We start from the raw sequence: 19,826 nt of genomic DNA on the forward strand, positions 1-19,826 counted from the left end.
ATATGGATTTAAAAGCAGACTAAATCCAAAATATTTCTTATGTTTTACTTTATACACATTCACGAGAGTTATTGTGTGCAAATACGTCTCTTGTTACAACCTAAACCCCAAAGACCGATTTCGGGAGAGCGATACCATGAGTTTATTTGATAAAAAGCATCTGGTTTCCCCCGCCGATGCCCTTCCTGGACGTAATACCCCGATGCCCGTAGCCACGTTGAATGCAGTCAACGGTCACTCAATGACAAATGTGCCTGACGGAATGGAAATCGCCATTTTTGCTATGGGCTGTTTCTGGGGCGTGGAACGCCTTTTCTGGCAACTTCCCGGTGTTTACAGCACCGCCGCAGGTTATACCGGCGGCTACACGCCAAACCCGACTTATCGGGAAGTGTGTTCTGGTGATACCGGCCACGCCGAAGCGGTACGCGTGGTTTACGATCCGTCAGTGATCAGCTACGAACAACTGTTACAAGTATTCTGGGAGAATCACGATCCCGCACAAGGGATGCGTCAGGGCAATGACCATGGCACGCAGTATCGTTCCGCGATTTATCCGCTAACACCAGAACAGGATGCTGCCGCCCGCGCCAGTCTGGAACGTTTCCAGGCCGCGATGCTTGCCGCCGATGACGATCGTCACATCACCACGGAAATCGCTAACGCGACACCGTTTTATTATGCCGAAGATGACCACCAGCAATATCTACATAAAAACCCGTATGGTTATTGCGGAGTTGGTGGGATCGGCGTTTGCCTGCCGCCTGAAGCGTAGCAATAAAAGGCCGAACTAAAGCGAAATGAAGCAAAAATTTAACCCTCTGGCGACTTTACAGTACCTTACGCTATACTAGCCACTGAAAATGTCGGTTCACTCTCTTCGAACCGGCTTTCAATGTGTATTTCACACAAATTAATCAACTTCCCCTTCCGAGGATCTGACCTGAACGGTCGGATAAGATATGTTAAACAGTATTTTAGTCATACTCTGCTTGATCGCTGTGAGTGCGTTCTTCTCGATATCCGAGATCTCGCTTGCCGCCTCACGCAAAATCAAACTTAAACTGCTGGCTGATGAAGGCAATATAAACGCCCAGCGCGTTCTGGATATGCAGGAAAATCCCGGCATGTTCTTTACCGTGGTGCAAATTGGTCTGAACGCGGTGGCAATACTCGGCGGTATCGTCGGTGATGCGGCGTTCTCTCCGGCTTTTAATAGCCTGTTCTCCCGCTATATATCGGCGGAACTCTCTGAGCAACTGAGCTTTATTCTCTCTTTCTCGTTAGTGACTGGCATGTTTATTCTGTTTGCGGATTTAACCCCGAAACGCATCGGTATGATTGCGCCAGAAGCTGTGGCTTTGCGTATCATCAACCCGATGCGCTTCTGCCTGTTCGTCTGCACCCCTCTGGTGTGGTTTTTCAACGGCCTGGCGAACATGATCTTCCGTATCTTTAAATTGCCAATGGTACGTAAAGATGACATCACATCTGATGACATCTACGCAGTCGTGGAGGCCGGTGCGCTGGCTGGGGTATTGCGTAAACAGGAACACGAACTGATCGAAAACGTGTTTGAACTGGAATCCCGTACCGTGCCGTCTTCCATGACGCCGCGTGAAAACGTGATTTGGTTCGATCTCCATGAAGATGAGCAAAGCCTGAAGAATAAAGTGGCGGAGCATCCGCACTCGAAATTCCTCGTCTGTAATGAAGATATCGATCACATTATCGGTTATGTCGATTCAAAAGATCTGCTGAACCGCGTGCTGGCCAATCAAAGCCTGGCACTGAACAGCGGCGTGCAAATTCGCAATACGCTGATCGTGCCTGATACGCTGACCCTCTCTGAGGCGCTGGAAAGTTTTAAAGCTGCGGGTGAAGACTTTGCGGTAATCATGAACGAGTACGCACTGGTGGTGGGGATCATCACCCTCAACGACGTGATGACCACGTTGATGGGCGATCTGGTCGGTCAGGGGCTGGAAGAACAGATTGTGGCGCGTGATGAGAATTCATGGCTAATCGATGGCGGTACGCCGATTGACGACGTGATGCGCGTGCTGGATATCGACGAGTTCCCGCAGTCGGGCAACTACGAAACCATCGGCGGCTTTATGATGTTTATGTTGCGTAAGATCCCGAAACGCACTGATTCGGTGAAGTTCTCCGGTTACAAATTTGAAGTGGTGGATATTGATAACTACCGCATCGACCAGCTACTGGTTACGCGAATCGACAGTAAAGCCACCGCCCTTTCGCCAAAACTGCCTGACGCCAAAGATAAAGAAGAAAGCGTCGCATAACCCCAGAAACATCAACGGCTCCTGAATCAGGAGCCGTCTTATTACTGCATAGCACTTGGTTAAGCCATCTCTGTTTGCAGACGCATAACCTGACGGTTAACTTCGGACATCACTGACAAATGCAGTTTATCCTTCACTTTTGGGATAAGAATCTTACCCTTATCAAATTCAAAAGCGCCAACGTCCTTGATGTATAACCGTCCACGGAACAGGATCTTCACGTACTTCGCCACCTGAAGTGGGTTGTACCGTTGGAAAATTTTCATTGTTGTCTCCTGCTGAGTATTACGCCTTTGCGGTGCCACAATCGGCCCAACTATTATGAGGCGCAAATTTTAATGCCTAATGACTATAGACTATCGGGGTAATGTTTCCAGCGTGTATAAATTTTTTTACCCCACTGTTACAATTATTCAGAATTATCTCTTCACCTAACCACAATCTTCAGTATAAACATTCATTTTTCATATGATTTGTGCGCTTGTCCGCAAACTGGCACCGCACTTGCGGGAAATTCGATAAATAGCACATATGATTAAAAGCCAGACCCAAGTGGTCGGATCACCTGCATACGATAAGAAGGAAACACTATGACCCTACGCAAGATCCTCGCGCTGACTTGCTTGCTACTGCCGATGATGGCCTCCGCGCATAAATTCGAAACTGGTCAGCGCGTACCGCCGATTGGTATTACCGATCGTGGCGAGTTGGTGTTTGATAAAGATCAGTTTAGCTACAAAACCTGGAACAGTGCGCAGTTAGCGGGAAAAGTGCGAGTACTGCAACATATTGCCGGTCGCACCTCCGCAAAAGAGAAAAATGCGACGCTGATTGAAGCAATTAAATCGGCGAAATTGCCGCACGACCGCTACCAGACCACCACCATTGTCAACACCGACGACGCTATTCCCGGCTCAGGTATGTTTGTGCGCAACAGCCTGGAGAGCAATAAAAAGCTCTATCCGTGGTCGCAGTTTATTGTCGACAGCAATGGCGTCGCGCGCGGAGCCTGGCAACTGGATGAAGAGAGTTCTTCCATTGCAGTGCTGGATAAAGACGGTCGCGTGCAATGGGCGAAGGACGGGGCGTTAACCCAGCAAGAAGTGCAGCAAGTCATGGACTTGCTGCAAAAATTGCTTAATAAATAGAAACCCGGAATCCAGGATTCAGGAAGGATTCGCGCGGAGTGTAATCCAGCGGTTTACCCTGCCAGTCGTGAACGTGTGCTCCGGCGGCGGCGGCCACGGCATGACCGGCAGCGGTATCCCAAATATTTGTCGGCCCGAAACGCGGGTAGAGCTGCGCCTGACCTTCCGCCACCAGGCAGAATTTCAGTGAAGAGCCGATAGATGTCGTCTGGTGTTCACCAAGCTGTTGCAGATACTCTTTCAGCTCGGCATCCGCATGGGAACGGCTAATGACCACCAGCGGCGGACGGGCGTCGCGTACCTGAATCTGCTTGCGCACGCCGCACTCTTCTTTCCAGGCTTTGCCTTCCGCCGCGCTGTACATGACGTTCATTACCGGCGCATACACCACACCTAATACCGGTTTGCCTTTGTCAATCAGCGCAATGTTAACGGTAAATTCACCATTTCGTTTAATAAACTCTTTGGTGCCGTCCAGCGGATCTACCAGCCAGTAACGTTGCCAGTGCTGGCGGACTTCCCAACCGGGAGGATCTTCTTCGGAAAGAACCGGAATATCCGGCGTTAGTGTACGTAAACCGTCCATGATTACGGTGTGCGCGGCAATGTCCGCCGCCGTCACCGGTGAGTTATCCGCTTTGCTGACGACGTCCATCGGTTTTGTCCCGTCGTAGACCTGCATAATGGCATCGCCCGCATTCCGTGCGAGTTGACATACTTGTTCTAACATTCTCCACCTCTTTTGTTTCAGTGGTGTTAACTTGTTGTTTTACTTATACCCTATCGTTAAAGAATCCGCCAACTGTGATGGCGTCATCGTTTCCTGATTTATTATTTATGGCATCCTTCACGCTCCGTATGAAAGACGTCTCATCTTCTCGTTCATAAAAGGATGCCCAGATGGTTAAGTTTAGTGCAACGCTTCTTGCTACGCTGATTGCCGCCAGTGTGAATGCGGCAACAGTCGATCTCCGCATAATGGAAACCTCTGATTTGCATAGCAACATGATGGATTTCGATTATTACAAAGATACATCCACAGAAAAATTTGGACTGGTACGCACTGCGAGCCTGATTAATGACGCGCGCAATGAAGTGAAAAATAGCGTACTGGTCGATAACGGTGACCTGATCCAGGGTAGCCCGCTGGCGGATTACATGTCGGCGAAAGGATTAAAAGCGGGTGATGTTCATCCGGTCTATAAGGCGCTGAATACGCTGGATTATACCGTCGGCACGCTTGGCAACCACGAGTTTAACTACGGTCTGGATTACCTGAAAAATGCGCTGGCGGGAGCGAATTTCCCCTATGTGAATGCCAACGTCATCGACACTAAAACCAAACAGCCGATGTTCACACCGTATTTAATTAAAGACACCGAAGTAGTCGATAAAGACGGTAACAAACAGATGCTGAAGATTGGCTACATCGGTGTTGTGCCACCGCAAATCATGGGCTGGGATAAAGCCAATTTATCCGGCAAAGTTACCGTTAACGATATCACTGAAACAGTGCGCAAGTATGTTCCGGAAATGCGCGAGAAAGGTGCCGATGTTGTTGTCGTTCTGGCGCACTCTGGTTTGTCTGCCGACCCGTATAAAGTGATGGCGGAAAACTCAGTTTATTATCTCAGTGAAATTCCTGGCGTTGACGCCATTATGTTTGGCCATGCTCACGCCGTTTTCCCGAGTAAAGATTTTGCTGATATCAAAGGGGCTGATATCGCCAAAGGTACGCTGAACGGTGTTCCGGCAGTGATGCCTGGCATGTGGGGTGATCATCTCGGTGTGGTCGATCTGCAACTCAGTAATGACAGCGGAAAATGGCAGGTGACGCAGGCAAAAGCGGAAGCACGACCGATTTACGACATCGCCAACAAAAAATCACTGGCTGCGGAAGACAGCAAGCTGGTCGAAACGCTGAAAGCCGATCACGATGCCACCCGCCAGTTTGTCAGCAAACCTATCGGAAAATCTGCCGACAATATGTATAGCTATCTGGCGCTGGTGCAGGACGATCCGACCGTTCAGGTGGTGAACAACGCGCAAAAAGCGTATGTCGAACATTACATTCAGGGCGACCCGAATCTGGCAAAACTGCCGGTACTCTCTGCTGCTGCACCGTTTAAAGTTGGCGGTCGCAAAAATGACCCAGCCAGCTATGTTGAAGTGGAAAAAGGTCAGCTAACCTTCCGCAACGCCGCCGATCTCTATCTCTACCCCAATACGCTAATTGTGGTAAAAGCCAGCGGTAAAGAGGTGAAAGAGTGGCTGGAATGCTCCGCTGGACAGTTTAACCAGATTGATCCCAACAGCACTCAACCGCAGTCTTTAATTAACTGGGACGGTTTCCGCACCTATAACTTTGATGTTATTGATGGCGTGAATTACCAGATTGACGTCACCCAGCCCGCCCGCTATGACGGTGAATGTCAGGTGATTAATGCCAATGCGGAAAGGATTAAGAACCTGACCTTTAATGGCAAACCGATTGATCCGAACGCGATGTTCCTCGTTGCCACCAATAACTATCGTGCTTATGGCGGCAAATTTGCCGGAACCGGCGATAGCCATATTGCTTTTGCTTCTCCGGATGAGAACCGCTCGGTGCTGGCAGCGTGGATTGCTGAAGAATCGAAGCGTGCGGGGGAAATCCACCCGGCGGCAGATAACAACTGGCGTTTAGCACCGATTGCCGGAGATAAGAAACTGGATATCCGTTTTGAAACATCCCCGTCAGATAAAGCCGCAGCGTTTATTAAAGAGAAAGGGCAGTATCCGATGAAAAAAGTCGCGACCGATGATATCGGATTTGCGATTTATCAGGTGGATTTGAGTCAGTAATATATTTCTTTTCCGGCCTACAAATCATCAACCGCATCCGGCACTTATTGTCGGATGCGATGCTACCGTATCTTATCCTCCCTACAAGCCATAAACCGTAGGCCGGATAAGCGCAGCGCATCCGGCAGTTATGCCACACGTTCATCCCGCACCGCCAGCACCTCTGGCAGATGAATCTCAATCCAGTCCGCCAGCGCAGCAACCTTTTCACTCACCTGCTCGCCCAGCGGCGTGAGGCTATATTCCACATGCGGCGGCACCACCGGATACGAGATACGGTTAAGAAAACCATCCTGTTCTAACGCCTGTAGCGACTGCGCAAGCATCTTTTCACTCACCCCACCGATTTTGCGCCGCAGGTCGCTAAAGCGATGAGTACCTTCGCGTAGCGCCACCAGAATCAACACCCCCCAACGGCTGGTGACGTGTTTCAACACCTCGCGCGACGGGCACTGTTCCGCAAAGAGATTGCCCTCTTTCAGTTGTTGCGACAGGCTAACCTGACTCATTTCATACTTACCTTTTTGTACGTACTTACTAAAAGTAAGTTTAGGTGTTAGCGTATTTAAACACAAGACAAAACGATGGAGACTTCCCATGATCGCTATTACTGGTGCCACTGGCCAACTTGGTCACTATGTTATTGAATCCTTGATGAAAACTGTTCCTGCCAGCCAAATAGTGGCTATCGTTCGTAATCCGGCAAAAGCCCAGGCCCTGGCAGCACAAGGCATTACCGTGCGTCAGGCTGACTACGGCGATGAAGCCGCACTGACATCTGCACTTCAGGGAGTGGAAAAACTACTGCTGATCTCTTCCAGCGAAGTAGGACAGCGTGCCCCGCAGCATCGTAATGTTATTAATGCCGCAAAGGCGGCTGGCGTGAAATTTATTGCGTACACCAGTCTGCTGCACGCGGATAAATCTCCGCTCGGCCTGGCTGCTGAGCATATCGAGACGGAGAAAATGCTGGCTAATTCTGGCATCGCTTATACCCTGCTGCGCAACGGCTGGTATACCGAGAACTACCTTGCCAGCGCCCCGGCAGCACTGGAGCACGGCGTATTCATCGGTGCGGCGGGCGATGGCAACATTGCCTCAGCAACGCGGGCAGATTATGCGGCCGCTGCGGCACGCGTGATTAGCGAAGCCGGTCACGAAGGCAAGGTTTACGAACTGGCGGGCGATAGTGCCTGGACGCTGACACAGTTAGCGGCAGAGCTGACCAAACAGAGCGGCAAACAGGTTACCTATCAAAATCTGAGCGAAGCCGATTTCGCCGCTGCGCTGAAAGGCGTTGGTCTTCCTGCCGGACTGGCGGACATGCTGGCTGATTCTGACGTTGGCGCATCGAAAGGGGGTCTGTTTGATGACAGCAAAACGCTGAGCAAATTGATTGGTCGCCCAACGACAACGTTAGCCGAAAGCGTAAGCAATCTTCTTAATGTTAATAACTAGTTAATTAAAGTGGCATCCTCCCGCATCCTCTCTGATAATGACGGGATGCCGGAAGCAATCATGTCTGCTTCCTGAACGTTTCTTCTGACAGACCAATGGATGCCAGTAATGATTAGCGGCGTGCTGTACGCCCTGTTAGCAGGGTTGATGTGGGGGCTTATTTTTGTCGGGCCGTTGATCGTGCCGGAATACCCGGCAATGTTGCAGTCGATGGGGCGCTATCTGGCGTTAGGGTTAATTGCGCTACCCATTGCCTGGCTGGGACGCGTGCGTTTGCGTCAGTTGGCGCGTCGGGACTGGCTTACCGCCTTGATGCTCACTATGATGGGCAACCTCATTTATTACTTCTGCCTTGCCAGTGCCATTCAACGTACTGGCGCGCCTGTTTCCACGATGATTATCGGCACCCTGCCGGTGGTGATTCCTGTCTTTGCCAATCTGCTTTATAGCCAGCGCGACGGCAAACTCGCGTGGGGAAGACTCGCCCCGGCACTGATTTGTATTGGCATCGGCCTGGCGTGTGTGAATATTGCTGAGTTAAACCACGGACTCCCCGATTTTGACTGGGCACGTTATACCTCTGGCATCGTGCTGGCGTTAGTTTCCGTGGTCTGCTGGGCATGGTATGCCCTGCGCAACGCCCGCTGGCTGCGGGAAAACCCAGACAAACATCCAATGATGTGGGCGACAGCGCAGGCGCTGGTCACGCTGCCGGTTTCGCTCATCGGTTATGTTGTCGCTTGTTACTGGCTGAATACGCAAACACCGGACTTCTCCCTACCTTTTGGCCCCCGTCCGCTGGTGTTTATTAGTCTGATGATTGCGATAGCCGTGCTTTGCTCATGGGTCGGCGCACTTTGCTGGAACGTCGCCAGCCAGCGATTACCAACCGTGATTCTCGGGCCGTTGATTGTTTTCGAAACGCTGGCAGGTTTGCTGTACACCTTTTTACTCCGCCAGCAAATGCCGCCGCTGATGACGCTGAGCGGTATCGCGCTGTTAGTGGTTGGCGTGTTCATTGCGGTCAGGGCAAAACCCGAAAAACCTTTAATTGAATCTGTCTCTGAAAGTTGACATGCTAGCTGTGAGTTAAATAAGCCTCTGCTACGTAAGGGTTATAGCATTTGCCTTAAAGATGCATTTAAAATACATCTTATCTTATTAAGAATGAGGTATCAGCTATGGCTTATCGCGACCAACCTTTAGGTGAACTGGCGCTCTCTATTCCTCGCGCTTCGGCTCTGTTTCGTAAATATGATATGGATTACTGCTGCGGCGGTAAGCAGACGCTGGCGCGCGCAGCGGCACGTAAGGAGCTGGATGTTGACGTCATTGAAGCTGAACTGGCAAAGCTTGCTGAACAACCGATTGAGAAAGACTGGCGTAGCGCCCCGCTGGCAGAAATCATCGACCATATCATCGTGCGCTACCACGATCGTCACCGCGAACAACTGCCGGAACTGATTCTGCAAGCCACCAAAGTAGAGCGCGTTCACGCCGACAAACCGAGCGTGCCAAAAGGGCTGACAAAATACCTGACCATGCTGCATGAAGAGCTTTCCAGCCACATGATGAAAGAAGAGCAGATCCTCTTCCCGATGATCAAACAAGGCATGGGCAGCCAGGCGATGGGGCCAATCAGCGTAATGGAAAGCGAGCACGATGAAGCGGGCGAACTGCTGGAAGTGATTAAACACACGACCAATAACGTCACACCGCCGCCGGAAGCCTGCACCACCTGGAAAGCGATGTATAACGGCATTAATGAACTGATTGATGACCTGATGGAGCACATCAGTCTGGAAAACAATGTGCTGTTCCCGCGCGCGCTGGCGGGTGAGTGATCTAAAAGCTGGATGGCATTGCGCCATCCAGCATGATAATGCAGTTATTTCCGCAGTTCAGCAGCCCGCTTCTTACCAATAAACAACCAGCCCAGCCCCAGCGCGATAAACCACAACGGCGTAACCAGCAGCGCCTGGCGGGTGTCCTCTTCCAGCGTCAGCAGCACGATGACGAATACAAAGAACGCCATACATACCCAACACATCAGCTTGCCGAGCGGCATCTTGTAGATCGACTTCTCATGCAGGTGCGGACGTTGTTTGCGGTACACCAGGTACGAGCAAAGGATAATCGTCCAGACAAACATAAACAGAATCGCGGAAACGGTTGTGATCATCGTGAACGCGCCAATCACGCTTGGATTCACGTACAACATCACCACGCCGCCGAGCAGACAGATGCAAGAGAAGGTCAGCCCTTTCGCGGGTACTGCGCGCTTAGAGAGTTTAGCGAACGCTTTCGGCGCGACGCCTTCCTGCGCCAGACCAAACAGCATACGGCTGGTAGAGAAGACGCCGCTGTTAGCGGAAGACGCCGCAGAGGTCAGCACCACAAAGTTGATCACGCTGGCAGCCGCAGGCAAACCTACCAACACAAACAGTTCAACGAACGGGCTTTTCTCCGGGACTACCGAACTCCACGGCGTCACGGACATAATCACAATCAACGCGAAGACGTAGAACATAATGATACGGATCGGAATGGAGTTAATCGCGCGTGGCAGTGATTTCTCTGGATCTTTGGTTTCCGCAGCTGTTGTACCTACCAGCTCAATCCCCACGAAAGCGAAAACCGCTATCTGGAATCCGGCAAAGAAGCCACTTAAACCTTTCGGGAACCAGCCGCCGTCATTCCACAAATGCGCGAATGACGCTTCCACACCGGTCGGTGACTGAAAGTGCATCGCCACCATGACCAGGCCGACGACAATCAGCGACACGATGGCGACGATTTTGATCATCGCAAACCAGAACTCCATCTCACCGAACATTTTCACGGTGGCAAGGTTGAGCGTCAGCAGCAGCACTATCACCGCCAGCGAGGCGACCCAGTCGGAGAGATCGGGGAACCAGAACTGAGCATAAGCCGTGATCGCCACCACGTCTGCCATACCGGTTACAACCCAGCAGAACCAGTAAGTCCAGCCGGTGAAATATCCCGCCCACGGCCCCAGTAAATCGGAAGCGAAGTCACTAAAAGATTTGTATTCCAGATTCGAAAGCAGCAATTCCCCCATTGCCCGCATCACGAAAAAGAGCATAAAACCAATGATCATATAAACGAAAATGATCGACGGCCCGGCAAGACTGATTGTTTTACCGGAACCCATAAACAACCCTGTACCTATGGCACCGCCAATGGCAATAAGCTGAATATGTCGGTTTGTGAGATTGCGCCGTAGCGACTGTTCAGCCGGAGCCTGATCATCGGCAACGACTTTTACCTGATCTACCATGTTTTTTTCTTCCTGTACCTGTCTGTGTTGTTCAGGCTCTGCGGCCTTTAGTCAGTCTATGATACGACGAATCTGTATCGGGACTCATCGATATTAGGTAACAATACGCGGGATGAATACTAAGATTTAGATCTAATGTTAATTTTATGTTTAAAGTGGGTGTCATATCACGGTGATAACGCGAAACAGCTCACAAAAATACACGCTTACGGGGTCTTTTCAACACAAAATAGCGTCGTTTGGCAAACTGAAGGGTTTATTGCTGAATGCCTGCTCCCCTCTGGCTCGAGGGGAACAGTATGCGCTGCTTAGAGGATTTCCAGCAGTTCGACTTCAAACACCAGGGTGCTGAACGGAGGAATGGAGGCGCCAGCGCCGCGCTCGCCATAAGCCAGTTCCTGCGGGATAGTCAGTTCCCATTTAGAACCTACCGGCATCAAAGTCAGTGCTTCAATCCAGCCAGGGATCACGCCGTTAACCGGGAATTCAGCCGGTTCGCCACGGGCAACGGAACTGTCAAATACAGTACCGTCGATCAATTTACCGGTGTAATGAACGCGAACGCGGTCGGTACGTGCCGGAATTGCGCCTTCACCCTGGTTGATCACGCGGAATTGCAGGCCAGATTCGGTGCTACTCACACCCTCTTTTTTAGCGTTTTCTTCCAGGTATTTCACACCTTCAGCAGCCATCGCCTGGAAACGCTGACGACGAACGGCATCGGCACGTTCGTGAATTTCACGCAGCGCGCGGTGCACCACATCAACCGGAACAGCCGGATGTTTACCTTCCAGTGCATCGGCAATGCCTGCAACCAGTGCTTCTGGCAGCAGCCCTTCCAGGCCAGATTCACTCAGTTGTTGCCCTACCTGCAAACCTATACCGTAGCTTGCTTGCGCTTCGATGGTGTCAAAAGTTGGGGTGGTCATCGTATTTCCTTTCTTAGGGTATAAAGTAGCGGGCAGCATATCAGCCACACTTCTTTGGGTAAAACTTTGTCGCGGGAATGATGACAAATCACGGGGAAAAAGAAACAATAGCAATATCCCGTATGAATATAATAAAGGCGGGTTTACCACGGACATCATAGCGTTAGCTTATTCATAGGCTATGATTGAGGAACAAGACGCGGAGCAGGAGGAAACCATGCCCGGGCGCTTTGAACTAAAACCAACCCTGGAGAAAGTCTGGCACGCGCCGGATAATTTTCGCTTCATGGACCCGCTGCCGCCGATGCATCGTCGGGGGATCATTATTGCTGCCATTGTATTGGTGGTCGGTTTTCTGCTTCCGTCTGATGATACGCCCAACGCGCCGGTAGTGACGCGTGAAGCGCAGCTGGATATTCAGTCACAATCACAACCGCCAACGGAAGAGCAACTACGGGCGCAATTAGTTACCCCACAAAATGATCCTGATCAGGTAGCTCCAGTCGCCCCTGAACCGATACAGGAAGGCCAACCGGAAGATCAGCCACAAACCTCGCAAACGCAACCATTCCAGCCAGATAGTGGAATAGATAATCAGTGGCGCTCTTATCGTGTCGAACCAGGTAAAACGATGGCGCAGCTATTCCGCGACCACGGACTACCCGCCACCGATGTCTATGCGATGGCGCAGGTAGAAGGCGCGGGTAAGCCACTGAGTAATTTGCAAAACGGGCAGATGGTGAAAATCCGCCAGAACGCCAGCGGCGTAGTGACGGGCTTAACCATTGATACGGGGAATAATCAACAGGTTCTGTTTACCCGCCAGCCGGATGGCAGTTTTATTCGTGCGCGGTAGATGAAGGGTCAACGAGAAGCCAGCTAAGGATTGTCTCTTTGATGACCTTACGTCTGGCTTCCAGTGCCTGCGGTGAAACCATACTGAGGTGATAAACCAGGCCAAGCGTATGCTGGTTGATCAAATAATATCCCCCAAGCGCGGCAATATTAATATTCACCTGCAACGGGTCGATATCTGGCTTAAAAATATTGAGTCTCTTCCCTTCAGCCAACAAAGATTCCATTAACTGCAAGTGCGCATGGTTAATTTCTAAAAGACGCTGTGATTTTGCATAATGCACACCTTTGCTCTGGTTTTCACTATGCACAATTTTTAAAAACCAGGGGTTAGCAATGTAATAATCCCAGGTAAAATCGATGATTTTTTCAATTGCTTTTTGTGGAGGAAGACCTGAAACATCAAGGGATTTTTCTTTTTGTCGAATATCGCTCCAGGTGTATTCCAGCACTTCGATAAATAAATTTTCTTTATTACCAAAATGGTGATAAACCGTCTGTTTACTACACCCTGCGGCCTTAACAATATTATCGACTCTGGCCCCTTCATAACCATATTCGGCAAATTCATTAACCGCACATAATAATAGTTTTTCCTTCAGGCTTTGTACGTTGCTGGTATCAAGATACATAACGCTTCCCCATCTCCTCTTCATGATGTCTATCATAACCTGATTTGATTTCAGCTCCAGAAAAAAGGGCAAAAACTCGTACTTTCATCAGGTTATCAAATGTCCTGTGATCATTATCGCAAATCAACCAACCAGATGGTTGATCTTTCTTTCCGCACGCCGCAAGCTAATCGTCACTTAGGGAAACAATATTTAAAAAGAGAGCTATTGTATGAAATCCACTCGTCCTGTTGCCGTTATCACTGGAGCCGCACGTGGCATTGGTAAGGGGTGTGCGCTGGAGCTTGCCCGTGGCGGATTTAATCTGTTGATTAACGATCGCCCCGATGCCGACAGCGTAGAAAAATTACATGCCACGCAACAGGAATGTCTGGCAGAAGGCGTGGAAGTGATTTGCTTCCCTGCCGACGTTGGCGATCTCTCCCTGCATGAAGAGATGCTCGACGCGGCGCAAAATCAGTGGGGGCGTCTGGACTGCCTGCTCAATAACGCGGGCATTTCAGTGAAAAAGCGCGGTGACCTTCTCGATCTCGAACCAGACAGCTTCGACCAAAACATTGCCATTAATACCCGCGCGCCGTTCTTCCTTGCTCAGGCATTTAGTAAGCGATTACTGGCACAGCCGAAACCGGAAGCAGAACTGCCGCACCGCTCGATTATTTTCGTCAGTTCCATCAACGCCATCATGCTGGCGATGAATCGCGGCGAATATACCATTGCCAAAACCGCCGTTTCTGCCGCTGCTCGTCTGTTTGCTGCTCGCCTTTGTAATGAACAAATTGGCGTTTATGAAGTGCGCCCTGGTCTCATCAAAACCGATATGACTATTCCGGCAACGGCTTATTACGACGAATTGATTGCCAAAGGACTGGTGCCGTGGGGACGTTGGGGTTATCCGGCGGATATCGCTTCCACTGTCCGCGCGATGGCGGAAGGCAAACTGATTTACACCTGTGGTCAGGCAGTCGCCATCGACGGTGGCTTAAGTATGCCGCGCTTCTGAGGCTAAACCATGAGAGATCTGTTACAACGCCCGGATTTATTCAGTATCAATACCGCGACGCTGGGCTATAAAGTGCCGCTGCCCGCCATTATTGATGCCTGTGCCGCACGCGGTATCGGTGCGATCGCCCCCTGGCGCAGAGAGTTGCAGGGTGAAGATCTTCAGCAGATCGCCCGCCAGCTTGCCGTCAATAACATGCACGTTTCCGGTTTATGCCGTAGCACCTACTACACCGCGCCGACGCTGGCGGAACGCAAACTGGCAATTGATGATAACCGCCGGGCGCTGGACGACGCAGCGGTGCTGAACGCCGCCTGTTATATGCAGGTGGTTGGCGGTCTGCCAACGGGCACTAAAGATCTATATGAAGCGCGAGAACAAGTGAAACAAGGGATTCGCCAGTTGCTGCCACATTCGAAAGATGTCGGCGTGCCAATTGCGCTGGAGCCGCTGCACCCGATGACTGCTGCCGATCGCTCTTGCCTGTGCACGTTACGCCAGGCGCTGGACTGGTGTGATGAACTCGATCCCGATGGCGAATTTGGCCTCGGCGTGGCTGTGGATGTTTACCATGTCTGGTGGGATCCGGATCTGGCCAGCCAGATCCTGCGCGCCGGAAAACGTATTCTCGCGTTTCATGTTTCCGACTGGTTAGTGCCGACCACCGATCTGGTCAATGACCGGGGAATGCCGGGAGATGGCGTGATAAATATTCCGTCAATTCGTCGACTGGTTGAAAACGCCGGATTTAATGGCGCTATTGAACTGGAAATATTCTCACCGTACTGGTGGCAGAAAGATATTAACAGCACGCTGGATATTAGCGTCGATCGCATCGCGCATTATTGCTAAGGAATAATCATGAGTGACCAACCCGTTCTGTTCAGCAGAGCGGCGGCTTCCTGCCGCCTGACGTTGAACCGTGAAGATAAATGTCATGCTATTAACGAAGAGATGATTGAATCTCTCGACCATTATTTAAATGAAATTGAAAACGACACCACATTACGATTAGTCGAATTAACGGCAACCGGCGATAAATTCTTTTGTGCGGGCGGTGATATTAAATCGTGGTCAGCCTATTCGCCATTAGATATGGGCAGGAAATGGATTAAACGCGGTAATGACGTTTTTAATCGTCTGCGCAATTTACCGCAATTAACGGTTGCGAATCTCAACGGTCATACCATCGGCGGCGGTATTGAACTTGCCTTGTGCTGCGATATTCGAATCGCTCGCCCCAGCGCGAAATTTTCTAACCCGGAAGTCATGCTCGGCATGGTGCCTGGCTGGATGGGCATTGAACGCGTGCTTAATCAGGTCGGCTCGGTGGTCGGTCGCCAGATGCTGATGCTAGGTAAACGTCTGACGGCGCATGAAGCCCAGGCGGCGAATTTAATTGATGAAGTAGTAGAAAAAGAACAGGTGGAAAGCTGGATGGCGAACCAGTTAGCGCAGCTGGAAAAATGTGGTCCGGTGGCACTGGCGCATATTAAGCAGCTGATTCTGGCACTGGAAAATAAACACGCTGAATACCCACACCAGTTACTGGCTGGATTAATGTCCGCCACTCAGGATTGCCAGCAGGCGACGCAGGCATTTGCCGAAAAAAGTAGCGTGAGCTTCCATAATCACTAAGGAAATTGTATGCGTAAGATAACAACCGCCGAGGCACTGGCGGCGCAAATTCAGGATGGCGCAACCATTGCCATTAGCGGTAACGGCGGCGGCATGGTGGAAGCCGACCATATTCTGGCAGCCATTGAAGCGCGCTTCCTGCAAACCGGACACCCGCGCGATCTGACATTAATCCACTCGCTGGGCATTGGCGATCGCGACTGCAAAGGCACGAACCGCTTCGCTCATGCTGAAATGCTCAAACGCATTATTGCCGGACACTTTACCTGGTCACCCAAAATGCAGGCGCTGGTAAAAAATAACGCGATTGAAGCCTATTGTTTTCCTGGTGGCGTTATTCAGGCGTTGCTACGGGAGATCGGTGCTGGACGTCCGGGGCTTTTTACCCACGTTGGGCTGGGATCGTTTGTTGATCCACGCAATGGCGGCGGAAAGTCGAACGCTTGCACCACCGAGGATCTGGTAGAACTGATTGAAATCGATGGTGAAACCAAACTCCGCTATCGCCCTTTCAAAGTGGACTATGCCATTTTGCGTGGCACTTATGCCGACCCACGTGGCAACGTCAGTCTCGAAGAAGAAGCGATTGATATGGATAGCTATTCGATGGCACTGGCAGCACACAACAGCGGTGGCAAAGTGTTCGTACAGGTGCGCGATGTACTGGAAGCCGGTGCCATTGAACCACGCCGGGTCAAATTACCGGGGATTCTGGTTGATGGCATCGTTGAATACCGCGAACAACCGCAAACCTATCTTGGCGGTTACGACCTGACGATCAGCGGTCAACATCGCCGTCTGAGTTCTAACGACGCTATTGAACTGGTTAGTCATCCGGTACGTCGCTTAATTGCCCGTCGGGCAGCGCGCGAGCTGGTGGCAGGCGCTTCAACCAACTTTGGCTTTGGTATCCCCGGCGGTATTCCTGGGGTTGCGCTGCGTGAAGGCGTTCCTTACCAAAGTTTATGGCTAAGCGTCGAGCAAGGCGTGCATAACGGTATGATGCTGGATGACGCGTTTTTCGGCTGCGCCCGTAACGCCGACGCCATTATCCCTTCGCTGGATCAATTCGAGTTCTACAGCGGCGGCGGCATCGACATTACTTTCCTCGGCATGGGCGAGATGGATCAACATGGTAACGTCAACGTCTCACACCTGAACGGCAATTTAATCGGCCCCGGCGGATTTCTCGAAATTGCGCAAAACGCCCGTAAGGTGGTGTTCTGCGGCACGTTCGACGCCAAAGGCAGCAAGATTGATGTAACGCCAGATGGCTTGCATATCGCTCAGTCAGGTCAAATCCCTAAACTGGTTACTCAGGTGGAAAAAATCACTTTTAGCGCCGCCTACGCACAGCACAGCGGTCAGGAAGTGTTGTATATCACTGAACGCGCGGTGTTTCAGTTAACGGCAGAAGGCGTTGAATTAATTGAAATCGCGCCGGGCGTGGAGATTGACCGCGACATTCTGCCGTTCATGGCTTTCCGTCCAATTATCAACCAGCCGCGCCTGATGGAAAGTAGCCTGTTTACGCCAATGGAGGATGCATGAGCCAGACTGATGACGCCATCCTCGATGCGCTGACGCACGTCACTTTCCCGAAGGGTTTTGCACAGGCAGAACCAGCATGGGTTGTCACGGTAGATGGTGTTGATTACCCACTCTGGCAAGTTGATGCTCTGGTCGTTGGTAGCGGCGCGGCAGGATTACGTGCGGCGGTTGAACTGAAACGTCGCCAGCAAAATGTGCTAATCGCCACCGCCGGGTTATACATGGGAACATCGGCCTGCTCCGGTTCCGATAAACAGACGCTGTTTACCGCCGCAACGGCGGGCAACGGCGATAACTTCGCAAAACTTGCTGAAGCACTGGCGAGCGGCGGTGCGATGGATCACGACACGGCGTATGTCGAAGCGGTCGGTTCCCTGCATACCCTTGGCGGGCTGCAATATCTCGGTCTGGAATTACCGGAAGATCGCTATGGTGCAATTCTCCGTTATCAGACCGACCATGACGAAGCCGGACGCGCAACCTCCTGTGGGCCGCGCACTTCTCGTCTGATGGTGAAAGTATTGCTCGAAGAAGTGCAGCGCCTCGCCATCCCACTGTTGACCAGTGCAACGGTGATTAAACTGCTGCATCAACGCGGTGAAAACGGCGAAGATCGCGTGGCCGGGGCTATCCTCGCAACCGGTTCCCGCGCCCATAACCCGTGGGGGCTGGCAATTGTCACTGCGCCCAATGTGGTACTGGCAACAGGCGGGCCGGGCGAGCTTTATCGCGACAGTGTTTATCCGCATAAATGCTTTGGCTCGCTGGGGCTGGCGCTGGAAGAAGGTCTGACGCTAACCAATCTGACCGAAAGCCAGTTTGGTATAGGCACGCCGCGCAGCACGTTCCCGTGGAATTTGTCTGGCACCTATGTGCAGGTGATCCCGTATATCTATTCCGTGGATGCCGAGGGTAACGAGTATAACTTCCTCGCGGATTACTATCGCACCACCCAGGAACTGGCTTCAAACATCTTCCGTAAAGGCTATCAGTGGCCGTTCCACGCTACGCGAGTGATGGATTTCGGCTCAAGCCTGTTAGATATGGCGGTGGCACAAGAGCAGCAATCGGGTCGTCAGGTTTTTATGGATTTCAAGCGAAATCCTGAAGCGGTGCCTGGTGATTTGCCATTCTCATTAGATCGACTGGACGACGACGTTCGCGCATATCTGGAAAATAACGACGCTCTGGCGCCATCGCCTATCGAACGTCTGCAAAGAATGAATCCGCTGTCCATCTCACTGTATAAGATGCACGGTTACGATCTCACCACACAGCCGTTGCAGTTTGCCATGAACAATCAGCATATGAATGGCGGCATTGAGGTTGATATCTGGGGGCAAACGTCTCTGCCTGGTTGTTTTGCAGTGGGAGAAGTCGCCGGAACTCACGGTGTTACCCGACCTGGCGGCGCGGCGCTGAATGCCGGACAAGTTTTTGCCGTGCGTCTGGCGCGTTTTATTGGCTGCACACAAAAGCGATCTGTTGAAGATGATGTCGCACAACTGGCATCTCCGGCACTAAATTCAATCAGAGAGATCATCACTCAGGCGCACGATAATGGAAACGGGATGCCGTTGTCTGCGGTGAGGGAAAAAATCCAGGCACGAATGTCTGACTACGCTGGGTTTATTTGCCATGGCGATAAAGTCCGGCGCGCCACTCGCGATGCCCTGCTATTGAATGAATTTGTACAACGGCATGGTTTGGCTATCAAACACGTGGGCGAAGTTGCCGAATTGTTTATGTGGCGGCATATGGCGCTGACGTCTGCCGCCGTATTGACACAGTTGACGCATTATATTGATGCAGGCGGCGGCAGTCGTGGGGCGAGGATGATTATTGATCCACAAGGCGAATGTCTACCACAAACTCGTCGCGGCGTAAAAGAAGAATGGCGCTTTCGCTCTGAACTCGCTGAAGACAAAAATCACAAATTAACGATTCAATATTCGCAAGGTTCTTTTATTACCGAAGTGAAGTCGTTACGTGTGCTACCGCGTATTAATGGTATTTACTTTGAAAAAAACTGGCCAGATTTCCTAAAGGGAGAGATTTACACATAATAATTTTTAATATGTTCTCTGTACCTGATTTTTATTAACTATTACACGGAATTACCAACAACCAGGGTTTATTAATATAATTAAAAGGTTTAAAC

At 51.1% G+C, this 19,826-nt stretch carries 19 protein-coding genes; 13 read left to right on the plus strand and 6 right to left on the minus strand.

Annotation, left to right across the window (positions count from 1 at the left end; translation table 11 throughout):
* The first annotated feature begins 136 nt into the window (after positions 1 to 136).
* Both msrA and A7098_RS12195 read left to right on the plus strand, forming a co-directional pair.
* Positions 137 to 775: a peptide-methionine (S)-S-oxide reductase MsrA gene (msrA, locus tag A7098_RS12190; protein WP_105280859.1), complete on the plus strand. Its 639-nt coding sequence runs from the start codon at positions 137 to 139 to the stop codon at positions 773 to 775.
* A 187-nt stretch (positions 776 to 962) separates the two neighbouring features.
* Positions 963 to 2,306, plus strand: a complete 1,344-nt coding sequence (locus tag A7098_RS12195) for a hemolysin family protein (protein WP_000935031.1) — start codon at positions 963 to 965, stop codon at positions 2,304 to 2,306.
* A 59-nt stretch (positions 2,307 to 2,365) separates the two neighbouring features.
* Here A7098_RS12195 and A7098_RS12200 read toward each other — a convergent pair whose 3' ends face one another.
* Positions 2,366 to 2,572, minus strand: coding sequence for a DUF1107 domain-containing protein (locus A7098_RS12200; RefSeq protein WP_000689228.1), 207 nt, complete (start codon positions 2,570 to 2,572; stop codon positions 2,366 to 2,368).
* Positions 2,573 to 2,896: 324 nt separating this feature from the next.
* Between A7098_RS12200 and A7098_RS12205 the strand changes: the two genes are divergently transcribed.
* Positions 2,897 to 3,454, plus strand: a complete 558-nt coding sequence (locus A7098_RS12205; protein WP_105280860.1) for a YtfJ family protein — start codon at positions 2,897 to 2,899, stop codon at positions 3,452 to 3,454.
* Here the strand turns inward: A7098_RS12205 and cysQ are convergent.
* On the minus strand, positions 3,444 to 4,184 hold the full coding sequence (gene cysQ / locus A7098_RS12210; protein WP_000893402.1) for a 3'(2'),5'-bisphosphate nucleotidase CysQ: 741 nt from the start codon (positions 4,182 to 4,184) through the stop codon (positions 3,444 to 3,446). The two genes, A7098_RS12205 and cysQ, sit on opposite strands and share 11 nt — an antisense overlap.
* Before the next feature lie 170 nt (positions 4,185 to 4,354).
* Between cysQ and cpdB the strand changes: the two genes are divergently transcribed.
* Complete coding sequence (gene cpdB, locus A7098_RS12215) at positions 4,355 to 6,298, plus strand: 2',3'-cyclic-nucleotide 2'-phosphodiesterase (RefSeq protein WP_105280861.1); 1,944 nt, start codon at positions 4,355 to 4,357, stop codon at positions 6,296 to 6,298.
* A 128-nt stretch (positions 6,299 to 6,426) separates the two neighbouring features.
* Here cpdB and A7098_RS12220 read toward each other — a convergent pair whose 3' ends face one another.
* Entirely contained in the window at positions 6,427 to 6,807 is a 381-nt protein-coding gene (locus A7098_RS12220) for a helix-turn-helix domain-containing protein (protein ID WP_105280862.1), read from the minus strand.
* Positions 6,808 to 6,895: 88 nt separating this feature from the next.
* Here A7098_RS12220 and qorB point away from each other — a divergent pair, with 88 nt between their 5' ends.
* The 3 genes from qorB (at position 6,896) to ytfE (ending at position 9,600) form a co-directional block, all read left to right on the plus strand.
* Positions 6,896 to 7,756 carry an NAD(P)H:quinone oxidoreductase gene (qorB, locus tag A7098_RS12225; protein ID WP_105280863.1) on the plus strand — a complete coding sequence of 287 codons (861 nt, stop codon included), beginning with the start codon at positions 6,896 to 6,898 and terminating at the stop codon, positions 7,754 to 7,756.
* Positions 7,757 to 7,864: 108 nt separating this feature from the next.
* On the plus strand, positions 7,865 to 8,830 hold the full coding sequence (locus A7098_RS12230; RefSeq protein ID WP_105280864.1) for a DMT family transporter: 966 nt from the start codon (positions 7,865 to 7,867) through the stop codon (positions 8,828 to 8,830).
* A gap of 107 nt (positions 8,831 to 8,937) precedes the next feature.
* Positions 8,938 to 9,600, plus strand: a complete 663-nt coding sequence (gene ytfE, locus A7098_RS12235; protein ID WP_000331451.1) for an iron-sulfur cluster repair protein YtfE — start codon at positions 8,938 to 8,940, stop codon at positions 9,598 to 9,600.
* A gap of 44 nt (positions 9,601 to 9,644) precedes the next feature.
* Here ytfE and cycA read toward each other — a convergent pair whose 3' ends face one another.
* Positions 9,645 to 11,057 (minus strand): D-serine/D-alanine/glycine transporter, encoded by a 1,413-nt coding sequence (gene cycA / locus A7098_RS12240; RefSeq protein ID WP_105280865.1) that lies wholly within the window; start codon positions 11,055 to 11,057, stop codon positions 9,645 to 9,647.
* A 308-nt stretch (positions 11,058 to 11,365) separates the two neighbouring features.
* Positions 11,366 to 11,986 (minus strand): FKBP-type peptidyl-prolyl cis-trans isomerase, encoded by a 621-nt coding sequence (gene fklB / locus A7098_RS12245; protein WP_032226411.1) that lies wholly within the window; start codon positions 11,984 to 11,986, stop codon positions 11,366 to 11,368.
* 217 nt (positions 11,987 to 12,203) lie between these two features.
* Between fklB and ytfB the strand changes: the two genes are divergently transcribed.
* Entirely contained in the window at positions 12,204 to 12,842 is a 639-nt protein-coding gene (gene ytfB / locus A7098_RS12255) for a cell division protein YtfB (RefSeq protein ID WP_085461241.1), read from the plus strand.
* Here ytfB and A7098_RS12260 read toward each other — a convergent pair.
* Entirely contained in the window at positions 12,826 to 13,473 is a 648-nt protein-coding gene (locus A7098_RS12260) for a TetR/AcrR family transcriptional regulator (protein ID WP_105280866.1), read from the minus strand. The genes ytfB and A7098_RS12260 overlap by 17 nt on opposite strands.
* A 211-nt stretch (positions 13,474 to 13,684) precedes the next feature.
* Between A7098_RS12260 and A7098_RS12265 the strand changes: the two genes are divergently transcribed.
* From A7098_RS12265 to A7098_RS12285, 5 genes are read left to right on the plus strand one after another with little or no spacing between them, the layout of a single operon-like run.
* Positions 13,685 to 14,476: a 3-ketoacyl-ACP reductase gene (locus tag A7098_RS12265; RefSeq protein ID WP_000843394.1), complete on the plus strand. Its 792-nt coding sequence runs from the start codon at positions 13,685 to 13,687 to the stop codon at positions 14,474 to 14,476.
* 9 nt (positions 14,477 to 14,485) lie between these two features.
* Positions 14,486 to 15,328, plus strand: coding sequence for a sugar phosphate isomerase/epimerase family protein (locus tag A7098_RS12270; RefSeq protein ID WP_105280867.1), 843 nt, complete (start codon positions 14,486 to 14,488; stop codon positions 15,326 to 15,328).
* 9 nt (positions 15,329 to 15,337) lie between these two features.
* Positions 15,338 to 16,114 carry an enoyl-CoA hydratase/isomerase family protein gene (locus tag A7098_RS12275; protein WP_105280868.1) on the plus strand — a complete coding sequence of 259 codons (777 nt, stop codon included), beginning with the start codon at positions 15,338 to 15,340 and terminating at the stop codon, positions 16,112 to 16,114.
* A 9-nt stretch (positions 16,115 to 16,123) separates the two neighbouring features.
* Entirely contained in the window at positions 16,124 to 17,665 is a 1,542-nt protein-coding gene (locus tag A7098_RS12280; protein ID WP_105280869.1) for an acyl CoA:acetate/3-ketoacid CoA transferase, read from the plus strand.
* Positions 17,662 to 19,731, plus strand: coding sequence for an FAD-binding protein (locus A7098_RS12285; protein ID WP_105280870.1), 2,070 nt, complete (start codon positions 17,662 to 17,664; stop codon positions 19,729 to 19,731). Before A7098_RS12280 ends, A7098_RS12285 begins: the two co-directional genes overlap by 4 nt.
* Positions 19,732 to 19,826 lie beyond the last annotated feature (95 nt).

Origin of the sequence: Escherichia sp. MOD1-EC7011, from assembly GCF_002965005.1 — a bacterium.
Taxonomy (GTDB): Bacteria; Pseudomonadota; Gammaproteobacteria; order Enterobacterales; family Enterobacteriaceae; genus Escherichia; species Escherichia ruysiae.

Bases quoted from the DNA above. Each gene is read 5' to 3' on its own strand.
- qorB (WP_105280863.1), top strand. From the start codon at position 6,896: ATGATCGCTATTACTGGTGCCACTGGCCAACTTGGTCACTATGTTATT.
- A7098_RS12260 (WP_105280866.1), bottom strand. From the start codon at position 13,473: ATGTATCTTGATACCAGCAACGTACAAAGCCTGAAGGAAAAACTATTA.
- A7098_RS12220 (WP_105280862.1), bottom strand. From the start codon at position 6,807: ATGAGTCAGGTTAGCCTGTCGCAACAACTGAAAGAGGGCAATCTCTTT.
- msrA (WP_105280859.1), top strand. From the start codon at position 137: ATGAGTTTATTTGATAAAAAGCATCTGGTTTCCCCCGCCGATGCCCTT.
- A7098_RS12195 (WP_000935031.1), top strand. From the start codon at position 963: ATGTTAAACAGTATTTTAGTCATACTCTGCTTGATCGCTGTGAGTGCG.
- fklB (WP_032226411.1), bottom strand. From the start codon at position 11,986: ATGACCACCCCAACTTTTGACACCATCGAAGCGCAAGCAAGCTACGGT.
- A7098_RS12200 (WP_000689228.1), bottom strand. From the start codon at position 2,572: ATGAAAATTTTCCAACGGTACAACCCACTTCAGGTGGCGAAGTACGTG.
- ytfE (WP_000331451.1), top strand. From the start codon at position 8,938: ATGGCTTATCGCGACCAACCTTTAGGTGAACTGGCGCTCTCTATTCCT.
- A7098_RS12275 (WP_105280868.1), top strand. From the start codon at position 15,338: ATGAGTGACCAACCCGTTCTGTTCAGCAGAGCGGCGGCTTCCTGCCGC.
- A7098_RS12265 (WP_000843394.1), top strand. From the start codon at position 13,685: ATGAAATCCACTCGTCCTGTTGCCGTTATCACTGGAGCCGCACGTGGC.
- ytfB (WP_085461241.1), top strand. From the start codon at position 12,204: ATGCCCGGGCGCTTTGAACTAAAACCAACCCTGGAGAAAGTCTGGCAC.
- A7098_RS12280 (WP_105280869.1), top strand. From the start codon at position 16,124: ATGCGTAAGATAACAACCGCCGAGGCACTGGCGGCGCAAATTCAGGAT.
- A7098_RS12285 (WP_105280870.1), top strand. From the start codon at position 17,662: ATGAGCCAGACTGATGACGCCATCCTCGATGCGCTGACGCACGTCACT.
- A7098_RS12205 (WP_105280860.1), top strand. From the start codon at position 2,897: ATGACCCTACGCAAGATCCTCGCGCTGACTTGCTTGCTACTGCCGATG.
- cysQ (WP_000893402.1), bottom strand. From the start codon at position 4,184: ATGTTAGAACAAGTATGTCAACTCGCACGGAATGCGGGCGATGCCATT.
- A7098_RS12270 (WP_105280867.1), top strand. From the start codon at position 14,486: ATGAGAGATCTGTTACAACGCCCGGATTTATTCAGTATCAATACCGCG.
- cpdB (WP_105280861.1), top strand. From the start codon at position 4,355: ATGGTTAAGTTTAGTGCAACGCTTCTTGCTACGCTGATTGCCGCCAGT.
- cycA (WP_105280865.1), bottom strand. From the start codon at position 11,057: ATGGTAGATCAGGTAAAAGTCGTTGCCGATGATCAGGCTCCGGCTGAA.
- A7098_RS12230 (WP_105280864.1), top strand. From the start codon at position 7,865: ATGATTAGCGGCGTGCTGTACGCCCTGTTAGCAGGGTTGATGTGGGGG.